Origin of the sequence: [Clostridium] hylemonae DSM 15053 (genome assembly GCF_008281175.1) — a bacterium.
In the GTDB taxonomy this organism is placed as follows: domain Bacteria; phylum Bacillota; class Clostridia; order Lachnospirales; family Lachnospiraceae; genus Extibacter; species Extibacter hylemonae.
Window position 1 is genome coordinate 507,924 of record NZ_CP036524.1, and the last position, 20,914, is coordinate 528,837.

Annotated in this window: 19 protein-coding genes and 1 other annotated feature; of the genes, 13 read left to right on the forward strand and 6 right to left on the reverse strand. The window is 47.6% G+C overall.

The window, feature by feature from the left end; translation table 11 throughout:
* Positions 1–57: 57 nt before the first annotated feature.
* Positions 58–1,068, reverse strand: a complete 1,011-nt coding sequence (locus tag LAJLEIBI_RS02405; protein ID WP_006444631.1) for a LacI family DNA-binding transcriptional regulator — start codon at positions 1,066–1,068, stop codon at positions 58–60.
* A 189-nt stretch (positions 1,069–1,257) separates the two neighbouring features.
* Here LAJLEIBI_RS02405 and LAJLEIBI_RS02410 point away from each other — a divergent pair, with 189 nt between their 5' ends.
* From LAJLEIBI_RS02410 to LAJLEIBI_RS02440, 7 genes are read left to right on the forward strand one after another with little or no spacing between them, the layout of a single operon-like run.
* Positions 1,258–2,184, forward strand: a complete 927-nt coding sequence (locus LAJLEIBI_RS02410) for a sugar phosphate isomerase/epimerase family protein (protein ID WP_006444629.1) — start codon at positions 1,258–1,260, stop codon at positions 2,182–2,184.
* Positions 2,181–3,317 (forward strand): Gfo/Idh/MocA family protein, encoded by a 1,137-nt coding sequence (locus LAJLEIBI_RS02415; RefSeq protein ID WP_006444628.1) that lies wholly within the window; start codon positions 2,181–2,183, stop codon positions 3,315–3,317. The genes LAJLEIBI_RS02410 and LAJLEIBI_RS02415 overlap by 4 nt, the downstream gene beginning before the upstream one ends.
* A gap of 27 nt (positions 3,318–3,344) precedes the next feature.
* Positions 3,345–4,628, forward strand: a complete 1,284-nt coding sequence (locus tag LAJLEIBI_RS02420) for an ABC transporter substrate-binding protein (RefSeq protein WP_006444627.1) — start codon at positions 3,345–3,347, stop codon at positions 4,626–4,628.
* Positions 4,629–4,675: 47 nt separating this feature from the next.
* Positions 4,676–5,572, forward strand: a complete 897-nt coding sequence (locus LAJLEIBI_RS02425) for a carbohydrate ABC transporter permease (protein WP_040435860.1) — start codon at positions 4,676–4,678, stop codon at positions 5,570–5,572.
* Positions 5,569–6,402 carry a carbohydrate ABC transporter permease gene (locus LAJLEIBI_RS02430; RefSeq protein ID WP_006444625.1) on the forward strand — a complete coding sequence of 278 codons (834 nt, stop codon included), beginning with the start codon at positions 5,569–5,571 and terminating at the stop codon, positions 6,400–6,402. The genes LAJLEIBI_RS02425 and LAJLEIBI_RS02430 overlap by 4 nt, the downstream gene beginning before the upstream one ends.
* A gap of 17 nt (positions 6,403–6,419) precedes the next feature.
* A complete protein-coding gene (locus tag LAJLEIBI_RS02435) occupies positions 6,420–7,358 on the forward strand; it encodes a sugar phosphate isomerase/epimerase family protein (RefSeq protein WP_006444624.1) in 939 nt (312 codons plus the stop codon).
* A gap of 25 nt (positions 7,359–7,383) precedes the next feature.
* Complete coding sequence (locus LAJLEIBI_RS02440; protein ID WP_006444623.1) at positions 7,384–8,340, forward strand: sugar phosphate isomerase/epimerase family protein; 957 nt, start codon at positions 7,384–7,386, stop codon at positions 8,338–8,340.
* A gap of 102 nt (positions 8,341–8,442) precedes the next feature.
* On the opposite strand, the gene LAJLEIBI_RS02445 is transcribed toward LAJLEIBI_RS02440, so the two are convergent.
* From LAJLEIBI_RS02445 to murC, 4 genes are all read right to left on the reverse strand, one after another.
* Positions 8,443–9,627 (reverse strand): ribose-phosphate pyrophosphokinase, encoded by a 1,185-nt coding sequence (locus tag LAJLEIBI_RS02445; protein WP_006444622.1) that lies wholly within the window; start codon positions 9,625–9,627, stop codon positions 8,443–8,445.
* Positions 9,614–10,627 (reverse strand): ATP-binding protein, encoded by a 1,014-nt coding sequence (locus LAJLEIBI_RS02450; protein WP_006444621.1) that lies wholly within the window; start codon positions 10,625–10,627, stop codon positions 9,614–9,616. The genes LAJLEIBI_RS02445 and LAJLEIBI_RS02450 overlap by 14 nt, the downstream gene beginning before the upstream one ends.
* Positions 10,628–10,666: 39 nt before the next feature.
* Entirely contained in the window at positions 10,667–11,716 is a 1,050-nt protein-coding gene (locus LAJLEIBI_RS02455; protein WP_040435858.1) for a DnaD domain protein, read from the reverse strand.
* 136 nt (positions 11,717–11,852) lie between these two features.
* Complete coding sequence (gene murC / locus LAJLEIBI_RS02460) at positions 11,853–13,232, reverse strand: UDP-N-acetylmuramate--L-alanine ligase (protein WP_006444619.1); 1,380 nt, start codon at positions 13,230–13,232, stop codon at positions 11,853–11,855.
* Between the two features lie 230 nt (positions 13,233–13,462).
* Between murC and LAJLEIBI_RS02465 the strand changes: the two genes are divergently transcribed.
* From LAJLEIBI_RS02465 to spoVG, 3 genes are read left to right on the forward strand one after another with little or no spacing between them, the layout of a single operon-like run.
* Complete coding sequence (locus LAJLEIBI_RS02465; protein WP_006444618.1) at positions 13,463–14,737, forward strand: glucose-1-phosphate adenylyltransferase; 1,275 nt, start codon at positions 13,463–13,465, stop codon at positions 14,735–14,737.
* Positions 14,734–15,852 carry a glucose-1-phosphate adenylyltransferase subunit GlgD gene (gene glgD, locus LAJLEIBI_RS02470; protein ID WP_006444617.1) on the forward strand — a complete coding sequence of 373 codons (1,119 nt, stop codon included), beginning with the start codon at positions 14,734–14,736 and terminating at the stop codon, positions 15,850–15,852. The genes LAJLEIBI_RS02465 and glgD overlap by 4 nt, the downstream gene beginning before the upstream one ends.
* A 30-nt stretch (positions 15,853–15,882) precedes the next feature.
* Entirely contained in the window at positions 15,883–16,176 is a 294-nt protein-coding gene (gene spoVG, locus LAJLEIBI_RS02475) for a septation regulator SpoVG (RefSeq protein WP_006444616.1), read from the forward strand.
* A gap of 171 nt (positions 16,177–16,347) precedes the next feature.
* Here the strand turns inward: spoVG and LAJLEIBI_RS02485 are convergent, their stop codons facing one another.
* Positions 16,348–17,076: an RluA family pseudouridine synthase gene (locus LAJLEIBI_RS02485; protein ID WP_006444614.1), complete on the reverse strand. Its 729-nt coding sequence runs from the start codon at positions 17,074–17,076 to the stop codon at positions 16,348–16,350.
* Between the two features lie 97 nt (positions 17,077–17,173).
* On the opposite strand from LAJLEIBI_RS02485, the gene LAJLEIBI_RS02490 reads away from it, so the two are divergent.
* The 3 genes from LAJLEIBI_RS02490 (at position 17,174) to LAJLEIBI_RS02500 (ending at position 20,860) form a co-directional block, all read left to right on the forward strand.
* Positions 17,174–18,139 carry a calcium/sodium antiporter gene (locus LAJLEIBI_RS02490; protein WP_006444613.1) on the forward strand — a complete coding sequence of 322 codons (966 nt, stop codon included), beginning with the start codon at positions 17,174–17,176 and terminating at the stop codon, positions 18,137–18,139.
* Positions 18,140–18,238: 99 nt separating this feature from the next.
* Positions 18,239–18,452: a binding site (T-box leader), on the forward strand.
* A gap of 90 nt (positions 18,453–18,542) precedes the next feature.
* Entirely contained in the window at positions 18,543–19,985 is a 1,443-nt protein-coding gene (gene proS, locus LAJLEIBI_RS02495) for a proline--tRNA ligase (protein ID WP_006444612.1), read from the forward strand.
* 107 nt (positions 19,986–20,092) lie between these two features.
* Positions 20,093–20,860, forward strand: coding sequence for a transposase (locus LAJLEIBI_RS02500; RefSeq protein ID WP_040435857.1), 768 nt, complete (start codon positions 20,093–20,095; stop codon positions 20,858–20,860).
* The last annotated feature ends 54 nt before the right edge of the window (positions 20,861–20,914 follow it).

Consider the following 20,914-nt stretch of genomic DNA (forward strand, 5'->3'; position numbering starts at 1 on the left):
GCCGCAGAGCGCAAATGCTCTGCGGCCCTGCCGCCGCTTTGTACATATCCTGTCCGGTCAGTTTATCCGGCTGCCAGTGGAATCCCGGATCACTAGCTCTGTATCGAGTATGACATGCTTGATGGCGGAGGACGGATTTTCGATCTGGTTTATGAGGATATCGCACGACTGCTGGCCGATCTGGAAGCTTGGCTGTCTGATCGTCGTAAGCGACGGGACGGTCATCGTTGCCAGGCTGATGTTGTCAAATCCCATGACGGCCACATCTTCCGGCACGCGCAGGTTCAGGCTGTGCGCGGCTTTGATGACAGCCGCGGCATATACGTCGGACACACAGAAAAAAGCGTCCGGCCGTTCTTCCATGGACAGCATACTGACGGCGGCAGATACGGCCATGTCAAAATTAATGTCCGCTATATGGGCGATCCAGTCCAGATTTAACGTAAGCCCCGCGTGCTTCAGCGCATGCAGTACCCCCTTCTCCCGGTGCTTCGCGTAGTTGTTTTTCAGCATACTGTTGATAAATGCGATCTTCGTGCGTCCGATCGTTATAAGATAATTGATGGCATTCTGCGCCGCGATATTATCATCGATGGACACAAAGGATACGTTGGATCTGTCACAGTGCTCGGAACACATGACGACCGGGAAACGAAGACGCAGGTCGTCCAGAAGTTCCAGGTCCACCACATTGTGAACGAGCAGTATGCCGGAAAACTGATGCTTTTTCAGAATACTCTCGTAGTCAGACAGCGCATTTTTAAAATCCTTTGCTTCATAGTAAAAGGTCTGGTATCCACGGCTCAGGGCGACGGACTGTATGCCGTCTATGACATCTCCGTTAAATGGATTGTGAAAGTCAGGAAGACAGACAAGAATTGAGTTGGTATTCCGGATGGAATCCGGATTTTTCTGATTAAAGTCCAGTTCATCCATGGCGTCCAGTATTTTCTTCCTTGTCTCCGGTTTTACATAGCCTGTCTTGTTGATGAGTCTTGAGACCGTAGCTACCGATACTTGCGCGGTCTCGGCTATCTGTGAAATCGTGATTTTCTTGTAAGAACTCATAAAACTCCTTTCTCAATATGTAAAATTTTTACGTGGATTTGTGCAAAATATACTAAAAAACAGGAAAATGAAACAACAATTATACGAATATTATAAAAGATGTTGCAAAATCTGTCAATATTGTTATAATAAAAACATAATAATTTACACAAAAACATGTAAAATTTACGCAAAAAGAAGGGAACAGAAATGAGACAAGGATTTGTTAGCGCAGCGCTTGGAGGGCTCAGCTTTGAAGAAGTTGTGGACTTCGCCGGGCAGAATGGTTTTACCTGTGTGGAGATGGCGTGCTGGCCGAGGGGGAAAGCCGACAGGAGATATGCAGGAGTCACACATATTGATGTGGATAAACTGGATGACGCAGGTATGCAGTATGTACTTGGCTACTGCAGGGACAGGGGGGTAACGATATCTTCTCTGGCCTATTACCCCAACATTATGGATGCGGACCTTGAAAAGAGAGAATACGTCATCCGGCACTTGAAAAGACTTATATGTGCTTCCGCCGATATGGGAATACACATGGTGTCCACGTTTATCGGAAGAATGACAGATAAAAGTGTGGAGGACAACCTGAAAGAGTTCGAGAGAGTGTGGGAGCCGATCGTAAGACTTGCAGAAGAGAAGAAGGTACGCATAGCGATCGAAAACTGTCCGATGTTTTTTACGTCAGATGAATGGCCGGGCGGGCAGAACCTTGCGTCTACTCCGGCGATATGGAGACAGCTTTTTTCGATCCTTCCGAGTGATTATCTCGGGCTGAATTATGATCCCTCGCATTTTGTCTGGCAGAAGATGGACTATATCAGGCCTGTATATGAGTTCTGCGACAAGATCTTTCACGTGCACTACAAGGATATCAAGCTGCATGAGGACCGGCTGTCGGATGTAGGCGTGATGGCGCCGCCTCTTCAGTATATGACGCCCAGAATACCGGGCCACGGCGATGTGGACTGGGGAGAATATATAGCGGCGCTTCTGGATATAGGCTATGAAGGCGCGGCATGTATCGAGATAGAGGACAAAGCGTTTGAATATTCGCCGGAAGGGATCAAAGAGGCGCTTCTCATCAGCCGCAGATATCTGTCACAGTATATAGGAGGTGATAATACATGAACGTATTAAAGACAGCGGTCACAGGCATGGGATTTATTGGAAGACAGCATGCGGAGGCGGTGCGCAGAGTGCCGAACGTGAAGATCACCGCAGTATCCGATCCGGATCCCTCTGTCGGAAACTGGTGCGAAGAGAACGGAATTCCTAACTATTATGCAGATTACAGGGAGATGCTCGCAAAAGAAGACATAGACGTAGTACATAATTGTTCTCCCAATCATCTGCATTTTGAGATCAATAAAGCGGCCATAGAGCATGGCTGCCACATCTACAGCGAAAAACCTCTTACACTGAGATCGTCCGAGGCAGAAGAACTGACAGAGATGGCAGCCAAAAGGGGAGTCCGGTCGGCCGTAAATTTTAATTACCGCAACAATGTGATGGTACATGAAATGAAAGGGCGGTTTGCGGAGGGGCGGCTTGGCAGGACAAGCCATATACAGGCAGAATACCTGCAGGACTGGCTTCTGTATGAGACGGATTTTGACTGGAGGATCCGAAAAGAAATCGGTGGGGATTCCAGGGCGGCGGGCGATATCGGCTCCCACTGCTTTGACGCGGTACAGTTTATAACAGGGAAAAAGATCACGTCTGTTTATGCCAGATATTTTACACTGTACCCGGAGCGGAAGCAGTATAAAGGAGGAGGAACGTTTGCAGAAGGCCCGAAAGAAGGGCGCGCCGGAATCGTTCCGGTGGAGACGGAAGACGCGGCTTCTATATTGTTTCAGATGGAAGACGGCATGCAGGGAACGCTTGTTATCAGCCAGGTCTGTGCCGGGAAAAAGAACGGCATGAAAATACTCATCAGCGGAAATAAGGAATCTGTGGAATGGGAACAGGAAAGGCCGGACAGACTTCTTATAGGGAAGAGAGACAGCGCAAATGAGATATTGTATGCGGACCGGAAATATCTGACAGAGTACGCCGGGATGAATGCCGTGCTTCCAAACGGTCATCCGGCAGGATGGACAGATGCGCTGGCAAACGCGCTGAAAGATTTTTACCATTCCATACAGGAACCCGGCAGCACGTACCGGTACGCGGATTTTGCCCAGGGATATTATGTGACAAAGATAGTGGAGGCATGTTATGAAAGCAATTTAAAGAACTGCTGGATTGACATAGAGTAACTGCAGTACAAGGAAAGGAGATTTATTATGAAAGGGAAGAAACTGATTAGTATCGCGCTTGTTTTATCCATGCTGGCGGCATGTGCGGGGTGTGGGAAAAAGGAAAGCGCACAGAAGGACGAAAAAGAAGGAAAAGAGACATTGACGATCCTCATTGACGGAAGTACAGAAGGTACGGACGGCGGATTGATCACAGAAAATATCAAAGGTTTTGAGGATAAGTATAATGTAAAAGTGAACTTTGTTGAGACGCCGTACGCGGAGCTGCATCAGAAACTGATGAATGTATCGGCCAGCGGCGGGGATGATTTCGACGCGGTGTTTGTGGAGACTGATTTTGTGTCACAGATGGCCAAAGCCGGTGTGCTGGAGCCGCTGGATAAGTATGAAGAAAAATCAGAGACGCTGAAGTTTGATGATTTTATCGATTCAACGATCGAAAGAAATACGGTGGACGGTTCTGTTTATGCGATCCCGCAGGTGGCAGACGTGCAGACGACGATCTATAATTCCGATGTGTTAAATGATCTCGGATTCGAGAATCCGCCTGCTACGATCGATGAGTTCATTGATTACTGTCAAAAAGCTGAGGCAAAGGGGTATCTGCCATTGGCAGTGCGCTATAATTCCACTGCCATCGCGTGCCAGCTCATGGGGCTGTTTCTTTTCACCGACGGCGGAGCCTTTGTAAAAGAAGACGGGGACAGCTGGAAGGCTGATTTAAATAACGCGACCGGTGAAAAATGGATCGAGAACACGAGAAAAATCTTTGCGACAATAGATGGAGATACGCTGGCGACCATGGACGACACTGCAATGTATGAAGCGCTGAATTCAGGGCATGCCGGATGTACCATCGGCGGAGCCTGGATGTATGACGCGCTGAATGAGGACGTGAGAGGCAAGCTCGTGACCGCGCCGTTCCCGAAGGGCTCAGGCAGCGAGGTAGCGCTTATGAGCGGATGGAATCTCGGAGTATTTGCCAATTCAAAAAATAAAGACATGGCATTTAAGTTCCTTGAATACAAGGCAGACCCGGAAAACGCGGGAAAAATGACAGCAGGCTTAAGCGGAAGAAAAGATGCGGAAGAGCATTTTACAGAAGAGCAGAAGAGCTATTATCCAGAATTTCAGGATCTGATGCAGTATGGCGTGGCGATATCACCGGTCGGCTTCCAGCTCAGGAGCGAGATGACCACCGCATTCCTCCCTGTATTCCAGCAGATCACATTTGATGATAAGACATCACTTTCCGATGCGGCAAAGCTGGCAAACGACACGATTCAGAAAGTAATTGATGACAATAAATAAAAGAGAGGGCCGGCTCGTACGGCCCTTTATGGCAGGAGTGGATAACTTTGAGAAAAAAACTGAATAATATCATGCCATATTTGTACAGCACCCCCTTTTTTATTCTGATATTTCTGTTTATGCTCTGTCCGTTTGTGCTTAACATAGGAATCAGTTTTACAAACTACAGCATGAACGGACGAAAGCTTCAGTTTGTCGGTATAAAAAATTATACAGATGTGCTGTCTAATCCGGGCACATGGAGCGCCATACGGCTGACCGTTGTTTTTATTATCGGCTGTGTATGCCTGACCATGCTGCTTGGGATGTTCTATGCGATCGTAATGACCTTCCGGATCAAAGGGAGCATCCTCATCAAAGCCTTTATACTTATGCCGTGGATCATACCGGAATCTGTAACTGCATATGTGTGGAAATGGCTGTTTTCCTCGGATACAGGTATGATATATTATATACTGCGTGAGACAGGACTTATTGCGGACGGCACGTCGTTTTTCTTTGACGGCGTCCTTGCCATGGCAATGGTCATTATGGCGAATGTGTGGAGGACGGCACCGTTTGTCGCTGTGATGACATATGCCAAATTGAGCGCTGTGCCGGACTCTTATATAGAAGCGGCTAAGATGGACGGCGCCAATGCGCTGCAGACGTTCCGGTATATCAAGCTGCCCTGGATCGGCCCTATACTGAGCCGCTGTATGATGCTGCTTTTTGTCTGGTCCTTTAATTCATTTTCAATTATATATATACTTACGAACGGCGGGCCGGCCGGCGCCACGACGACATTGCCGTATCTCATCCGGCAGGCCGGATTCCAGAACTTTAATTTTGCCCAGGCCACTGCGCTGAGTGTCATCGCGCTTGTGATCATACTGGTATGCTTCGCGGCTGTTAAGGCGGGGGCAGCAATTTTGAAAATGAGCAGGAAGGAGGCGGTATCATGAATAAAAAGCTGACAACAAAGATTTTGCAGTATTTTTCACTGCTCGTTACATTGGGTATCATTATATTTCCCGTATATTGGATCATCATAAGTTCATTTAAGACGAAGGATGAAATACTGACATATCCGCCCAAATTGTTTCCGGATACATTTACCTTAGATAATTATGTCACGGCATTCCGTGAATATGATGTACTTACATTTTTGAGGAACAGTCTCATCGTCACCATCGCAACTATGCTGCTGACTGTGATCATCGCGGCGTTTGCGGCGTATGCCATGTGCTTTTTCAAGTTTGCTCCGGCAAAGATGCTGACAAATCTTCTATATATAATGCAGATTCTTCCTACGATCACGATGATGGTGCCGCTCATGACGATATACCGGATGATGGGGATCCAGAACACATATGCTTCACTTATTCTGACATATACGGCGTCGATAACCGGCATCCCCATTGCCCTCATACTGATGACGGGACATTTTACAGGCATACCGAAAGAGCTGTTTGAATCTGCCGCCATCGACGGGGCAAGTCCGACAAAAGCATTTTTCAAGATACTGCTTCCCCTTGGGATGCCGGGGATCGTATGTACCGCGATCTACGTATTTGTACAGGCATGGCAGGAATTTATGTTTGCGGTGAATCTCATCACCACGCCGGGAAAATATACGCTTCCCATCGGACTTCAGAGCTTCGTCGGCATGCGAAGCACAGACTGGGGAGGAATGATGGCTACCTGTACGCTCATAGCAGTACCTGCAGTGCTGCTGTTTACATTGGTGCAGAACTATTTTGTAGATAATATGTCAGGAGCTGTAAAAGAATAGAAAGAAGGAGAAATGATATGGCGATGAAAGTAGGCTGTGCGGCCTGGACATGGACGGAACCGGCTCACAATCCTCCGTATGAAGGGGCGATCCGCTCCATCGGGGAGCTTGGGTTTGACGGAATGGAGCTGATCCTCCGTGATTTTGAGGACATCCATGGTTATTGGACGCCGGAAAAAAGGAAAGAGATAAAGAGAATGCTGGATTATTACGGACTGGAGGTATCCCAGTTCGCCATGTTCCAGAATGTGATGGACGGGCTTGCGAGCCTGGATAAAGAAAGAATAGAGCGCTCTGTGGACGCGTTCAAGGCGGGGTGTGAGATAAGCGCGGATCTGGGGTGCGGTATTGTGAACTTTGTATCTCCATGGCCGGATGTCATAACTGCTCCGAATTCTTATCTTCCAGAATATTATTATATCAATGTACCCGGGGTGGATCCGAGGATCCGCGCGCTTCAGACGTTCCAGACAAAGCTGAAGTATAACTTTCCAAAGCCGTTTGATTGGGAACGGTACTGGGAAAGCCATGTGGACGCAGTGCGCCGGGTGACGCAGACCGCAAAAAGTTATGGGTTCAGACTCGCCATCGAAAATCATGCCAACACGATGACTCCTCACACAGATTCTGTGATACGACTGTGCGAAGAGGTGGGAGAGGATAATATCGGGGCCAATCTCGACACAGTGTGGGCATATCTGCAGAGGGAATATCTTCCGTGGTCTGTCCATAAGTACGGAAAGCGGCTGTATCACGTCCATATGCGCGACGGCGACGGGCTGGCGGCGTATAATCTTCCGGTAGGGTACGGCAATACGGACTGGGAGGAAGTGGTCAAGGCGCTGAAGGACATAGGATATGACGGATACCTGTCTCTGGAGTGGGCCCATGACTCGGAAAAGACAAGACACTGTACAGAAGCGCTGCAATACTTGAGGGCGCTCATTGACGCGTGAGAAGCCGGTGAAAGGAGGGCATAATATGGCAGTAAAATATGGATGTACCGTCTGGACTCTTATGGAACCGGATTATCATGCACCTTATGATGAGGCGGTAAAGAAAGTGGCGGAGGCCGGTTTTGACGGGATCGAGCTTATGGTGGATGACGAGAGGGAACTGGAGGCGTACTGGACAGATGACACGGTGTCGCATATGAAGGAATTGCTGGAACAAAATGGGCTGGAGCTAATACAGCTGTGTATGTTCCAGAATATGATCGGGGGTCTGGCAAGTCTGCGCCCCGAAGAACAGGACCGCGCTGTGGAAAATCTTGGCAGAGTCTGCCGGCTGGCAAAACAGCTCGGAGCCGGCGCGGTTTCGTTTACCGCCCCGTATCCGCAGGACGATATTACGGTGAGGACGACGGCCACGCTTCCGGAATACTATTACCTGAATCTGCCGGACATGGTTCTGCCGGGCGGGGAGACGAGGAGCGTGGAAGGGTGGAGATTTGACGCTAAATTCCGGCTCTATTTTCCGGACGATTTTGAGTGGGAAACATACTGGGAGAATTTTATCGCGGGAATGAAACGGGCCGAGGATACCGCCCGTGCGGAGGGAATGCCGTGCAGGATCGAGAACCGGTATAATACGATGGCGCCTCATACGGATACGATGCTCAGGATGCTGAAACAGCTGAAAGGCGATTATATGAGCGTATCATTTAACACGGCCCAGGCATTTATCCAGCGGGAGATACTTCCGTGGGCCGTCCATAAGTATGGCGGCAGGCTGACTCACGTACGCGCCTGCGACGGAGACGGGCTCGCCTGTTATAATCTGCCGGTGGGAGCCGGGATCTGTGACTGGGCTGGGATACTCGAGGCGCTCTGTGAGATTGGATATGACGGATACATTTCATTTGAATGGCTGAACGACGCCGACAAGGAGGAAAATGTAAGGGAAGCGCTGGAATATCTGAAGAGAAGGCAAAAATAAAAACGGACGGATGTATGGATCTGCCTGTCTGTAAATAAAAAGACGCGGAGCACTCAGGTTTTACGCTGAGAACTCCACGTCTTTTTATTTTTGGATCAGGAACTATATTTCTTCGCCTCTCCGGTATTTCTGGAGGACATTCTGAATTCTTTCGTTTGGATCGAGAATACTGCTGATGGAACCGTCGTGGTTCAGCGTGTCGATCATAAGGGCGATGTATTTGCTCATATCACAGCTGATATAATATGGTTTTTCGAGCAGCTCCTCAGTCTGGTAAATGAGGTTTGTCGTCAGGATAGCGTCGAAGAGGCCTTCTTCATAAGCCTTGTCAAACTTGTCCATTCCATTTGTGAAAAGGCCGAAGGTGGCCGCCGCAAAGATTCTTTTCGCCTTCCGCTGCTTCAGCTGCTTTGCCACATCCAGGATACTGTCGCCGGAGGATATCATATCGTCAAGAATGATCACGTCTTTTCCCTCCACGGAGGAACCGAGAAATTCGTGGGCTACGATCGGGTTGCGGCCGTTTACGATCCTGGTGTAGTCGCGGCGCTTGTAGAACATGCCCATATCCAGGTTCAATACATTGGCGAGATAGATGGCCCGCTCCGTCGCGCCTTCATCCGGGCTGATCGCCATCATGTGTTCACTGTCTATGCTCAGGTCTTTGAAGTGACGCAGCAGACCTTTGATAAACTGGTAGGTCGGGCGGACGGTTTCAAACCCGCTCAACGGAATTGCGTTCTGTACTCTTGGGTCGTGGGCATCAAAGGTTATGATATTATCTACGCCCATTCTGACCAGTTCCTGCAGCGCAAGGGCGCAGTCCAGTGATTCGCGGCTGCTCCGTTTGTGCTGGCGGCTCTCATAGAGAAACGGCATGATGACGTTGATGCGCCGGCCTTTGCCGCCGACCGCCGCGATGACCCGCTTCAGATTCTGGTAATGGTCATCCGGAGACATATGGTTCGTGTGTCCGGTCAGGGAATACGTGAGGCTGTAGTTGCAGACGTCAACCATGAGGTACAGGTCTCTTCCCCGGACAGACTCTCCGAGAATACCTTTGGCCTCACCGGAACCAAAACGCGGTACTTTGGCATTTACAAGATAAGTATCGCGCTCATATCCGTTGAACACTATGTCATTTTTGTATTCCGGCCCGTCTTCACGGCGCCATTTAACGATATAATCGTCGACCCTTTTGCCCATCTCCTTGCACCCGTCGAGAGCGATGATGCCCAAAGCCCCCACCGGTATATTTTCCAAATTACGTTCGTTACGGCGTAACATCCTTTGTACCTCCTAGGTTTAATAATTTTTTTTGGATTCTTATATCGTCTCCGGTGAGCCGGAGCATGGTAAAGTTGCTGCTCAGACGTGAGAACGTCCGCTCGGAATATATGGATTTCAAATCTTCCAGTGCAAGATTTGTCGAGATCATTGTCGATTTCTGCCGAAGTATTCTTTCATTCAGGCATACGAACAGCTGAGAGGTCGTGAATGAGTTCGGGAGTTCAGTGCCGAGATCATCGATAATAAGCAGGTCGCAGCTGTAGATGTGTTCAAAGGAGTCATCCTTTGCATCCTCTCTCCTGCCGAATGTATTTTGTGCAAATACGTCGAATAACTGGGCCGCAGTAAAATATATAACAGAAAATGAGTCATCGATCAACTCTTTTGCGACACAATGTGTGAGAAATGTCTTGCCGACGCCCGTGTCTCCGTATAATAGTATGTTGCGAAACTCTGAAGAAAATGTATCCACAAATCCGCGGCATGCCTTCAGGGCGGTTTCTATGGCTTCCCTGGAAGAGCGGCCTTTCACCGGATCGATGTGGTTGCTTGAATAATAATCAATGCAGAAGGTCGAGAAGTTTTCCTTCTCCAGTATTTCCTGCAGATTAGACTGTGTGTACAGCAGGTCGACGATCGCTTTTTTAAAGCAGTGGCATTTTTTCGTGCCTCTGTAACCGGTGTCCTTGCAGTCCGGACACGTGTAATGAAGCTCGAGATAATCGTCCGGGTATCCGTTATCTTTTAACAGCTGTATTTTTCTGGCGGAGAGTTCCGCTATGCTTTCTTTCAGGGAAGAGAGCGCCTGGCCGTCTCCTTCCAGCAGTCTGCGTGCCTGTGCCACACTAAAAGCGGAGATAGAATGATCTATCTCCTCCAATTCCGGAATTCTGCTATATACATTTTCGTACCGCCTGCGAAGACGGCTTTCGTTATCCAGCTGTTTCTGCTCGTACGTGCGCATTAAAAATTCGTACTGGGAATTCGAAAGTGCCATGTCAGCAGTCTCCTTTAACTTATTTTGTAACTGAATTTATTACTGGACGAGCTTGCGTTCCAGGTCATTCATGTCATAATCGCGGCCTTCAAAATTATTGAATTTGTTGTTCCTGCTGCCGGAAGGCGCGGCTGCTTTTGTTTCTTTTTTCTTTTTGCGCTCTTTTTCGAGCAGATATTCCGCATCGAGCGCTTCCACATCTTTCAGATGCTTTACGCCTTTGGCGAGCCAGCTCTTTAGTATGGATTCTGTGTAATCAAAGCTTGGCTGGTGGATGGTGTTCATTGTGCGGCTGCACGCCTCAAGTATGAGCTCGAGTGAAAAGCCGTATTCTTCGTTCCACCGGCGGATACAGGTGATCTCGGACGCCGCGGGCACCCGGCCTTTGATCCCGTAAGCATTCAGTACAGAGTAGCAGTTTTTGTTGTAAAGTATGGTGTTTGCCTTCGCTCCGGCGACTGTCGTGATCTTCTGTTCAGCCCAGGACAGCGCCACCTTCTGTACGTAATGCATGCTCTTATGTCCGTTTTCGACGCAGTATTCAATGAGATACTCGATCAGGTCGGTGGACATATGGAGCGTATCATAAAAATATGTAATGGTGTCGATCTCAGTTGCAGACAATGTTTTGCCGAGGTATTGTTCCGCCACAAAAAGCAGTTCTTTGAATTCCTCCCGTTCCCTCCGGTTGCGGTACGGCTGGATATTCTGCGTGGGGGCGGCTGCGGCAGGCGGCGCCGCTGGCTTATCAGCAGATTCTTCCTGGACAGGCGCAACATGCGCCGGTACAGTACGTGCGGCGGCCTTCTCTGCGGAAGGAGCGCCGTTCAGCTCTGCCGGGTCAAAGTCGAGAAGCCCCCGTTTTTTCCAGTAATTGAGCGCCCGGATAACATCCTTTTCCGTGTCATCCAGAATATCGGCGATCTGGGAAACACTAAGGCTGCCGTCGGGATTATTTAAATGGCGCAGAAGAAGAAGATACACCTTCACATATTCTCCGTTTGCCTCGGCCATGTATTGGTCGATAAATTCGTTTTCCAGTACGGTTGTCTTCTCTTGTGCGTGATTGGTCAATGTCAGCTTCTTCATAACTTTACGCCAGTCCTCCCTCATGATTATGTCTTACGTAGAGATATTATAGCATTAGAAGGACAGGCAAAAAAGTAATTTCTAAGGCAAAAAAGCAGTTTTTTGTTGATAAAATTGTGTGGAAACTGTGGATAACCTATCTCTTAAGGATACTTTCCCCAATATTTACAACATCTCCTGCGCCCATAGTTATCAACAAATCCCCTTTATGACACATATCCAGACAAAAGTCTTCGATCTCTTTAAATGTAGAGAAATAGTAAGCGTCACATTCTTTTTCTTTCAGGGCATCCGCGATATCCCGGGATGAGATACCGAGTGTGTCTGTCTCTCTGGCTGCGTATATATCTGCCAGTATAACGTGGTCTGCGAGTGCAAGTGCATCTACAAATTCGTGGAACAAGGCTTTTGTCCTTGTGTAAGTGTGCGGCTGGAACACGCACCAGAGTTCCTTGTGCGGATAGTGGGCCGCCGCGGTAAGGGATGCTTTGATCTCTGTCGGATGATGGGCATAGTCGTCAATGACGGTAAAGCCGTTCTTTTCTCCTTTGTGTTCAAACCGGCGGTTTGTTCCCGCGAACTCCTTAAGTCCTCTGCATATATCCGCCAGCGGAACTGACAGAATATCCGCCACCGCGACCGCGGCGAGGGCGTTGGATACATTGTGGTCTCCGTTCACTGAGAGTTGGACGCGCTCCATAAACTCACCGTTCTTTACGAGGTCAAAGGACGCGTCGCCCTTTTCATTGTGTGAGATATTGGAGGCGCTGTAATTCATGGAATGCTCTGTGCCATAGGTCACGACGCGGCATGAAAGTCCGGCAGTGATCTCTTCGAGATTCTCGATCTCTCCGTTGATGACAAGTGTTCCGTCGGCCGGAAGGAGCGCGGCAAAGCGGCGGAAGGAATTCCTGATGTCATCCAGATCCTTGAAGAAATCGAGATGATCTTCGTCAATGTTCAAAATGACACTTATTTTGGGAAAGAAGTGAAGAAAGCTGTTGGTGTATTCACACGCCTCCGTCACAAATAAACCGGATGTGCCGACCTTGATATTACCGCCGATCGCTTTGAGGATCCCTCCGACAGATATGGTCGGATCCAGGTCTCCCGCCAGGAGAATATGGGAAAGCATGGAAGTTGTGGTCGTCTTTCCGTGGGTTCCGGACACTGCGATCGGGACGTCATAATTGGTCATGAGCTGCCCGAGCAGTTCGGCGCGGCTGAGCATGGGGATCCCCTTTTGCGCTGCCGCCTTGAATTCTTCATTGTCTTCGTGTATGGCAGCTGTATAAACTGCCACATCTATTCCGTCTATTATATTAGAAGCCTTCTGTCCGTAAAATATTGTGGCGCCCAGACTGCTGAGGTGGTCTGTCAGGGCAGACTCTTTGTTGTCTGAACCTGAGACAGTAAATCCCTCCTTGAGGAGTATTTCCGCGAGACCGCTCATGCTGATGCCGCCGATGCCGATAAAATGTACGTGTACCGGTTGTTCAAAATTGATTTTATACATAAGATACCTTCCTGTTTTATAAAATTATACGTAAGGACCAGATATTGGAATAAAAGTTTATCCCTATTCATATTATTATAAACATATATGCAAAAAAAACCAAGCCGTATTTTTTTGTAATAAATTAATAAAAAGTTAACAGAAAATTCAATTTTTTTGTAAATGTTGTTCACTCAAAATAAAAAATATGATATAATGTGGGCAACGAATTACTGAGAAGGGGTGATGACATGATTAAGAAAGAGATGATAGCAATGTTGCTGGCAGGAGGACAAGGCAGCAGGTTGGGAGTCCTTACGGCAAAAGTGGCCAAGCCAGCCGTTGCTTTTGGAGGTAAATACAGGATTATTGACTTCCCGCTCAGCAACTGCATTAACTCAGGAATCGATACTGTAGGAGTGCTAACGCAATATCAGCCGTTACGACTGAATACACATATCGGAATTGGTATTCCGTGGGATTTAGACCGTAATATCGGCGGCGTGACCATACTTCCGCCGTATGAGAAAAGCAATAGCAGCGAATGGTATACTGGCACGGCCAATGCCATTTTCCAGAACCTGGATTACATGGACACGTTTAATCCGGATTACGTATTGATTCTGTCCGGCGACCACATTTATAAGATGGACTATGAAGTTATGCTGGATTACCACAAGGAAAATAAAGCGGACGTCACAATTGCCGCCATGCCGGTTCCAATGGAGGAGGCAAACCGCTTCGGAATCGTGATCACGGACGAGGAGGGCCGTATTACTGAATTCCAGGAGAAACCGCCGGAGCCGAAGAGCAATCTGGCATCCATGGGTATCTACATATTCAGCTGGCCGGTGCTCAAAGAGGCGCTCCTTGCACTTCAGGACGAGCCGGGATGTGATTTTGGAAAGCATATCATTCCGTACTGCCACGACAGGGAAGACAGGCTTTTCGCGTATGAGTACAACGGCTACTGGAAGGATGTCGGTACGCTCGGCTCATATTGGGAAGCAAATATGGAACTGATCGATATTATTCCTGAGTTTAATTTATATGAAGAATTCTGGAAAATATACACAAACAGCGATATTATTCCTCCGCAGTATGTGTCCGGGGATGCGGTGATCGAGAGAAGTATCATCGGAGACGGTTCGGAGATATACGGTGAGATACATAACTGCGTGATCGGTTCGGGCGTTACGATCGGCGCCGGAACTGTCGTGAGGGATTCTATTATCATGAAAGACGTTGCGGTTGGGAGCAACTGTGTGATCGACAAGTCGATCATCGCAGAGAGTGTAAAGGTCGGCGATAATGTTACGCTGGGGATCGGAGCGGAAGTGCCCAACAAACTGAAGCCGTCGGTTTATTCATTTGGTCTTGTGACCATTGGCGAGAACTCGGAGATACCTGGAGGAGTCCAGATTGGAAAGAATACTGCCATAAGCGGTGTTACATCTAAGGAAGACTACCCGGACGGAATACTTGAGAGCGGAGAAACATTGATAAAGGCAGGTGAACGAGTATGAGAGCAGTAGGTCTTATTTTAGCAGGCGGTAACAGCAACAAGATGCGGGAACTTACCCACAAACGGGCCGTGGCGGCGATGCCTGTCGCGGGCAGCTACAGGGCGATCGATTTTGCACTGAGTAATATGTCCAACTCGCACATTCAGAAAGTGGCGGTGTTAACTCAGTATAATGCGCGTTCACTGAACGAGCATCTGAATTCATCCAAATGGTGGGACTTTGGAAGAAAGCAGGGAGGGCTGTATGTATTTACCCCTACGATAACTGCGGATAACGGATACTGGTACAGGGGAACGGCCGATGCCATCTATCAGAATCTGGATTTTCTTAAGAGATGTCATGAACCTTACGTGATCATTACGTCCGGCGACGCGGTCTACAAGATGGACTATAATAAAGTGCTGGAATATCACATTGCCAAGAAGGCGGATATTACTGTGGTGTGCAAGGACCTTGAGGCAGGCGAGGACGCCAGCAGGTTCGGCACGATCAAGATGAACGAGTCCATGCGTATTGAGGAATTTGAAGAAAAGCCTATGGTGGCGACTTCAAATACGATATCAACCGGGATCTATGTGATCAGAAGACGACAGCTGATCGATCTGATTGAGCACTGCGCAGAGGAGGAAAGGCACGATTTTGTAACCGACATTCTTATCAGATATAAGAATCTGAAAAAGATATACGGTTATAAGATAAAAGATTACTGGAGCAACATTTCCACAGTGGATGCTTATTACCGCACAAATATGGATTTCCTGAAGCCGGAAGTGAGAAACTACTTCTTCAAGGAACATCCGGATATTTTCTCCAAGGTAAGCGATCTGCCGCCTGCGAAGTATAATCCGGGCTCGGTCGTAAAGAACAGCCTTGTTGCAAGCGGAAGTATCATCAACGGAACGGTGGAAAATTCCATCTTGTTCAAGAAGACATTTGTGGGGAACAATTGCGTGATTAAGAATTCCATAATTCTGAACGACGTATATCTCGGGGACAATACGTACATTGAGAACTGTATTGTAGAAAGTCGTGACACAATCAGAGCAAATACGCGCCACGTTGGTGAGAACGGTGTGAAGGTAGTCGTGGAAAAGAACGAGAGGTATGCACTATAGTGCACGGCTGACAGAAAGGGGCTTGAAAAAATGCAAATCACAGATGTACGCGTACGTAAAGTAGCAAAAGAGGGAAAACTTAAGGCGGTAGTTTCCATTACTATGGATGATGAATTCGTAGTACACGACATTAAAGTAATCGAAGGAGAAAAGGGACTCTTTATTGCTATGCCCAGCAAAAAAGCATTAGACGGCGAATATCGGGATATTGCGCATCCAATCAACTCGGGAACAAGAGAGCGGATTCAAAGTATTATCCTCGAGAGATACGAAGAAGCGTTACAAGAAGAGCCAGTTGCAGAGCCAGATATGGCAGAAGTATAGAACTTGGCGGTCATTGAGATTTGAGAGAGATCGGAAAAGGACATCCTTGCGGGGATGTCCTTTTTGGCGGAGATGGGACGGCAGAACGGGGCCGGCCGGGGACGGGGGAAATTGAGATTTCCCCCGTCCCCGCTGACGTTTTCCGTGTCCCCTTTTGAGGTATCCATGTCCCTACAATAAAGAAAAATCCATCTGCCGTCCTGTTCTGGGGTGGCGGAAGCTTAATTTATATGCGCACAGCTGTATTTGCTGCCATTCTCCATCATTTGGAGCGCCAGGGTTATATTTTGTATCGCCGGCAATTGGACAGCCTAAATGGGCCATCTGAACGCGTATTTGGTGGTGGCGTCCGGTGTCCAGCTGAATATCCAGCTCGGTCTGCGGGCCGGCCGGGGACGGGGGAAATTGAGATTTCCCCCGTCCCCGTTTCGTTTCGCCGTGTCCCTTTTTGAAATAACCATGTCCCTCTTGGATTATTTTATAATGCAGCCGGGCTTGTTTGGCGCCGGGGGTATCTGGTGTGCAGATGCGGGAAGTATTTGTCCGCCCGTCTTTCAGCATGTAGTTTTCCAGTGTATCTTCTTCTCGCGGTGGAATGCCGTCCACCAGTGCCCGGTAATATTTTCCGAAGCCTTTATTTTGCAGCTGCCGGTTCAGCTCTTTCGCAGCAAAGGGGGACTTGGCGAATACGAGGATTCCCTCCACAGGCTGGTCCAGGCGGTGGATTACGGCAAGATAAGGCTCTCCGTTTTGCGGTTCCTGAGAAAAAATATGTGTTTTGAGCATACTTACCATATCCGGAGCCGATGTATTTTTAGTCTGGACAGCGGTTCCATGAGGTTTTACACATACGATTATATCTTTATCTTCATACAATATATCTAAACGGTTACTTTTCATAGAGAAATCTCCTTGACTTTGGTTGAATGGACTCTTATCATTTAAACATAGTGCATGAAAATATGCAAATATATTGAGCGGAAGAGGATAGTTGACTATGGAGTATGTAAAGCTGATATTGGGCTTTTTATTATTGATAAAGGGAGCAGATCTGTTTGTGGACGGAAGCTCCAGTGTGGCAAAGATATTAAAGGTGCCGGCCATCATCATCGGTCTGACCGTTGTGGCGTTTGGGACAAGCATGCCGGAACTTTCCGTCAGTGCAACGGCAGCCCTGAAGGGGAACAATGATCTTGCGGTGAGCAATGTGCTCGGATCAAACCTGTTTAATCTTCTTGTGGTACTGGGATGCTGCGCGCTCGTGCAGCCTGTGAGGGCCAAATGGTCACTTCTGAGAAAAGAGTTTCCTTTTTCCATATTTATTACACTTATTCTGCTGCTGCTGAACTCTGATTTTTCAATTACAAAGGTATTGAAAGGTGACCAGATTTTTGTTCTCGGTAGATACAGCGGTCTGCTATTATTGACGTTGTTTGTGGTTTTTCTTTTTGCAACAGTACGATCTGCGCTGAGATCGAGGAATGAAATGCCGGTCGATGAGGAAGACTATAAGGTAATGAGCCCATTAAAGAGCGGGGTTTTTATTGCCGTCGGCCTGGCAGGTATCATATGGGGCGGAGACCTTGTTGTTGACAGTGCCAGCAGTATAGCAAAAGACTTTGGACTAAGCCAGACATTTATCGGCTTGACCATCGTGGCTCTGGGCACATCACTGCCGGAGCTGGTGACCTCCATGGTAGCTGCCGGCAAGGGGGAAAATGACCTTGCAGTGGGAAATGTCGTCGGTTCCAATATTTTCAATATTCTGCTGATACTGGGCGTGTCTTCCGTCATAACCCCTATAAAGCTTGACGTGACAGCAGTGTATGATACCCTCATACTTGTCGCTGCCAGTATCATCGTGTATGTGGCGGCCATCAGCAAACATGAAATAAAAAAGACAGAAGGGGTCATGTTCCTGTTGGCATATCTCGCATTTTTTGTGTACATTTTATTGAGATAAAATGTATCAGCCGGTAAAATTATGCTTGACAAATATAGTCTGCTAAAGTAAAATTACGTTTAACTAAATATCTGCCGGCAATGCTAGTTGCACAAGGCAGAATGGGCGATGAAAAGGAATAGTAGTTGCAAAGGAAATTCCACAGAGAGAGAATCCGCGGCGCTGAAAGATTCTTGTTTTGAAATGCGATGAACCTACCTTGGAGCCACTGTGCGAAAGCACAGCGTTTCATCAGCGTTAATGGTGATCAGAGAGAGCTGCGAAAGGGTCGCAGTTAACTAGGGTGGTACCGCCGAGCTTTTCGGTCCCTTTTCAGGGAAACGAAAGGCCCGGCGTTTTTTGTTTCCCGGCGAAAATTAAATAAGTGGGGCAAGGGCCCTGCGGTTAAAAGGAGAAGAGAAACATGGCAAAGGAAAAAAAATTAGTAGAAAATATCACACCACGTGATGAGGATTTTGCACAATGGTACACAGATGTTGTACGTGAGGCGGAGCTTTGCGATTATTCCAGCGTAAAAGGCTGTCTCAACTATCTGCCGAACGGCTATGCTATTTGGGAACTGATCCAGGCAGACTTGGACAAACGTTTTAAAGAGACCGGAGTAGAAAATGTATACCTTCCTACTCTGATTCCTGAGAATCTTCTTGAAAAAGAGGCCGACCATGTAGAAGGATTTGCTCCTGAGGTTGCATGGGTTACCCACGGCGGTATGGAGAGACTTCAGGAAAGGCTCTGTATCCGTCCTACATCTGAAACTTTATTCTGTGATTTATGGTCAAAGACCGTTCAGTCATACAGAGACCTTCCAAAAGTGTGGAACCAGTGGAACTCTGTACTTCGATGGGAGAAGACGACAAGACCGTTCCTTCGTTCCAGAGAGTTCCTGTGGCAGGAAGGCCATACGCTTCATGCGACTTATGAAGAGGCGGAGGAGCGTACGATACAGATGTTCCATGTATATGAGGACTGCTACAAAGAGACGCTCGCCATTCCTTTCGTATCAGGAAGAAAAGCAGAACATGAAAAATTTGCCGGAGCGCAGGACACGTATACGATCGAAGCGCTTATGCATGACGGAAAAGCGCTTCAGTCAGCGACAAGCCACTTCTTTGGAAGCGGATTCCCTGACGCATTTGATATAAAATATGTAGATAAGAACAACCAGCTTCACAGCGCCTATGAGACATCATGGGGATGGTCCACGAGAAGTATCGGCGCGATCATCATGGTCCACGGTGATGACAGCGGGCTTGTACTTCCTCCTCATGTTGCTCCTGTAGAATGTAGGATCATCCCGATCGCACAGCACAAAGAAGGCGTGCTTGACAGGGCAAACGTACTGCTCGATGAGCTGAAAAAGGCCGGTTACAGAGTGAAGATCGATGATTCAGAAAAGAGTCCGGGATGGAAATTCTCTGAACAGGAGATGCTTGGTATTCCTACACGAATTGAAATCGGACCAAAAGATATCGAAAAGAATCAAGTTGTTGTTGTCCGCCGGGATACCCGGGAAAAGATCATCGTTTCTCTGGATGAAATCGCTACAAAGCTGCGTGACATTTTGGAGACGATCCAGGAGGATATGTACAACAGAGCGGTAGACTTCCTGAACGGTCATATAGACACAGCTGTTGAAATGGACGAAATGGTTGAAAAGTTCAAAGCAAACCGCGGATTTGTCAAAGCCTGCTGGTGCGGAGATCCGGAATGCGAAGGTGAAGTAAAATACGCCACAGGCGGAGCTGCTACACGGTGCCTTATAGAAGATGAAGAGATGATATCAGATAAGTGCATCTGGTGTGGAAAACCTGCAAAACACATGGCATATTGGGGAAAATCATATTAATTTTAATTTGGGGACGGAAGTTTTTTAGAAAACCTCCGTCCCCAACTAAGATAGTCATGTCCCCAAACAAATTTACCCTGTCCCCATCTGCTGGGAGGATAAAATATATGTCAAGGCATAGAAGAAGAGAAAGTATAACAGGGCTGTACCATGTTATGGCCCGCGGATTAAACCGCGCTGCAATATTTGCGGAAAACAGAGAACGGAAAAGATTTATAAGTCTACTACGGGATAACCTATCCCAGTTTAATGTGGCAGTATATGCATACTGCATAATGCCGAATCACATACATCTGCTTGTCAAAACAGAAATTCAGGAGCTTTCATCATTTATGGCTAAAGTCTTAGCCGCATATGCCCAATATTATAACTACAAGAATAACCGAATAGGATATGTGTTTCAGGACCGCTTCAAGAGCCAATGCATCGAAGAAGAGGAGTATTTCTGGAACTGTCTTAGGTATATCCACCTTAATCCCCTGATGGATAGAGATTTGAATAAACTGCAAAGCTATAAATTCTGCAGCTTCCATGAGTATTGCCACCGTAAAGGTGACATTTTGAGCGAACATGCATTTATAGTAAAAGAAAAAAGATTTCAGACAAACAAGCAATTTCTGGCATTTCATAAAAGGGATAACAGGGATGTATTTGTGGATGTTTCGGAAGACACACACTGGAATAATCTGAGAATAGCACGAGAAGTGCTTTTCGATATGCAGTGGCAGCTGGGGGTACCTGAAGAGGAAATATTGGAATACATAGACACGCGCAGGCTGTTTGGTGAAGTTTTAATGAAGTCTCTGGGAATTTCAAAAAAAGGTGCGGATGAGATTCAGGCAGTTCTTAGAAAAGAAATAAAAGGAACCGGTTAACCAAAAGAGGGACATGGTTATTTAAATTTGGGACAGGGTAAAATGCGTTGGGGA

What these genes read in the sequence shown, in the direction of transcription:
- LAJLEIBI_RS02455 (WP_040435858.1), bottom strand. Translation starts at nt 11,716, where the DNA reads ATGAAGAAGCTGACATTGACCAATCACGCACAAGAGAAGACAACCGTA.
- LAJLEIBI_RS02430 (WP_006444625.1), top strand. Translation starts at nt 5,569, where the DNA reads ATGAATAAAAAGCTGACAACAAAGATTTTGCAGTATTTTTCACTGCTC.
- proS (WP_006444612.1), top strand. Translation starts at nt 18,543, where the DNA reads ATGGCAAAGGAAAAAAAATTAGTAGAAAATATCACACCACGTGATGAG.
- LAJLEIBI_RS02465 (WP_006444618.1), top strand. Translation starts at nt 13,463, where the DNA reads ATGATTAAGAAAGAGATGATAGCAATGTTGCTGGCAGGAGGACAAGGC.
- LAJLEIBI_RS02450 (WP_006444621.1), bottom strand. Translation starts at nt 10,627, where the DNA reads ATGGCACTTTCGAATTCCCAGTACGAATTTTTAATGCGCACGTACGAG.
- LAJLEIBI_RS02485 (WP_006444614.1), bottom strand. Translation starts at nt 17,076, where the DNA reads ATGAAAAGTAACCGTTTAGATATATTGTATGAAGATAAAGATATAATC.
- LAJLEIBI_RS02445 (WP_006444622.1), bottom strand. Translation starts at nt 9,627, where the DNA reads ATGTTACGCCGTAACGAACGTAATTTGGAAAATATACCGGTGGGGGCT.
- LAJLEIBI_RS02410 (WP_006444629.1), top strand. Translation starts at nt 1,258, where the DNA reads ATGAGACAAGGATTTGTTAGCGCAGCGCTTGGAGGGCTCAGCTTTGAA.
- glgD (WP_006444617.1), top strand. Translation starts at nt 14,734, where the DNA reads ATGAGAGCAGTAGGTCTTATTTTAGCAGGCGGTAACAGCAACAAGATG.
- spoVG (WP_006444616.1), top strand. Translation starts at nt 15,883, where the DNA reads ATGCAAATCACAGATGTACGCGTACGTAAAGTAGCAAAAGAGGGAAAA.
- LAJLEIBI_RS02440 (WP_006444623.1), top strand. Translation starts at nt 7,384, where the DNA reads ATGGCAGTAAAATATGGATGTACCGTCTGGACTCTTATGGAACCGGAT.
- LAJLEIBI_RS02500 (WP_040435857.1), top strand. Translation starts at nt 20,093, where the DNA reads ATGTCAAGGCATAGAAGAAGAGAAAGTATAACAGGGCTGTACCATGTT.
- LAJLEIBI_RS02405 (WP_006444631.1), bottom strand. Translation starts at nt 1,068, where the DNA reads ATGAGTTCTTACAAGAAAATCACGATTTCACAGATAGCCGAGACCGCG.
- LAJLEIBI_RS02435 (WP_006444624.1), top strand. Translation starts at nt 6,420, where the DNA reads ATGGCGATGAAAGTAGGCTGTGCGGCCTGGACATGGACGGAACCGGCT.
- LAJLEIBI_RS02490 (WP_006444613.1), top strand. Translation starts at nt 17,174, where the DNA reads ATGGAGTATGTAAAGCTGATATTGGGCTTTTTATTATTGATAAAGGGA.
- murC (WP_006444619.1), bottom strand. Translation starts at nt 13,232, where the DNA reads ATGTATAAAATCAATTTTGAACAACCGGTACACGTACATTTTATCGGC.
- LAJLEIBI_RS02420 (WP_006444627.1), top strand. Translation starts at nt 3,345, where the DNA reads ATGAAAGGGAAGAAACTGATTAGTATCGCGCTTGTTTTATCCATGCTG.
- LAJLEIBI_RS02415 (WP_006444628.1), top strand. Translation starts at nt 2,181, where the DNA reads ATGAACGTATTAAAGACAGCGGTCACAGGCATGGGATTTATTGGAAGA.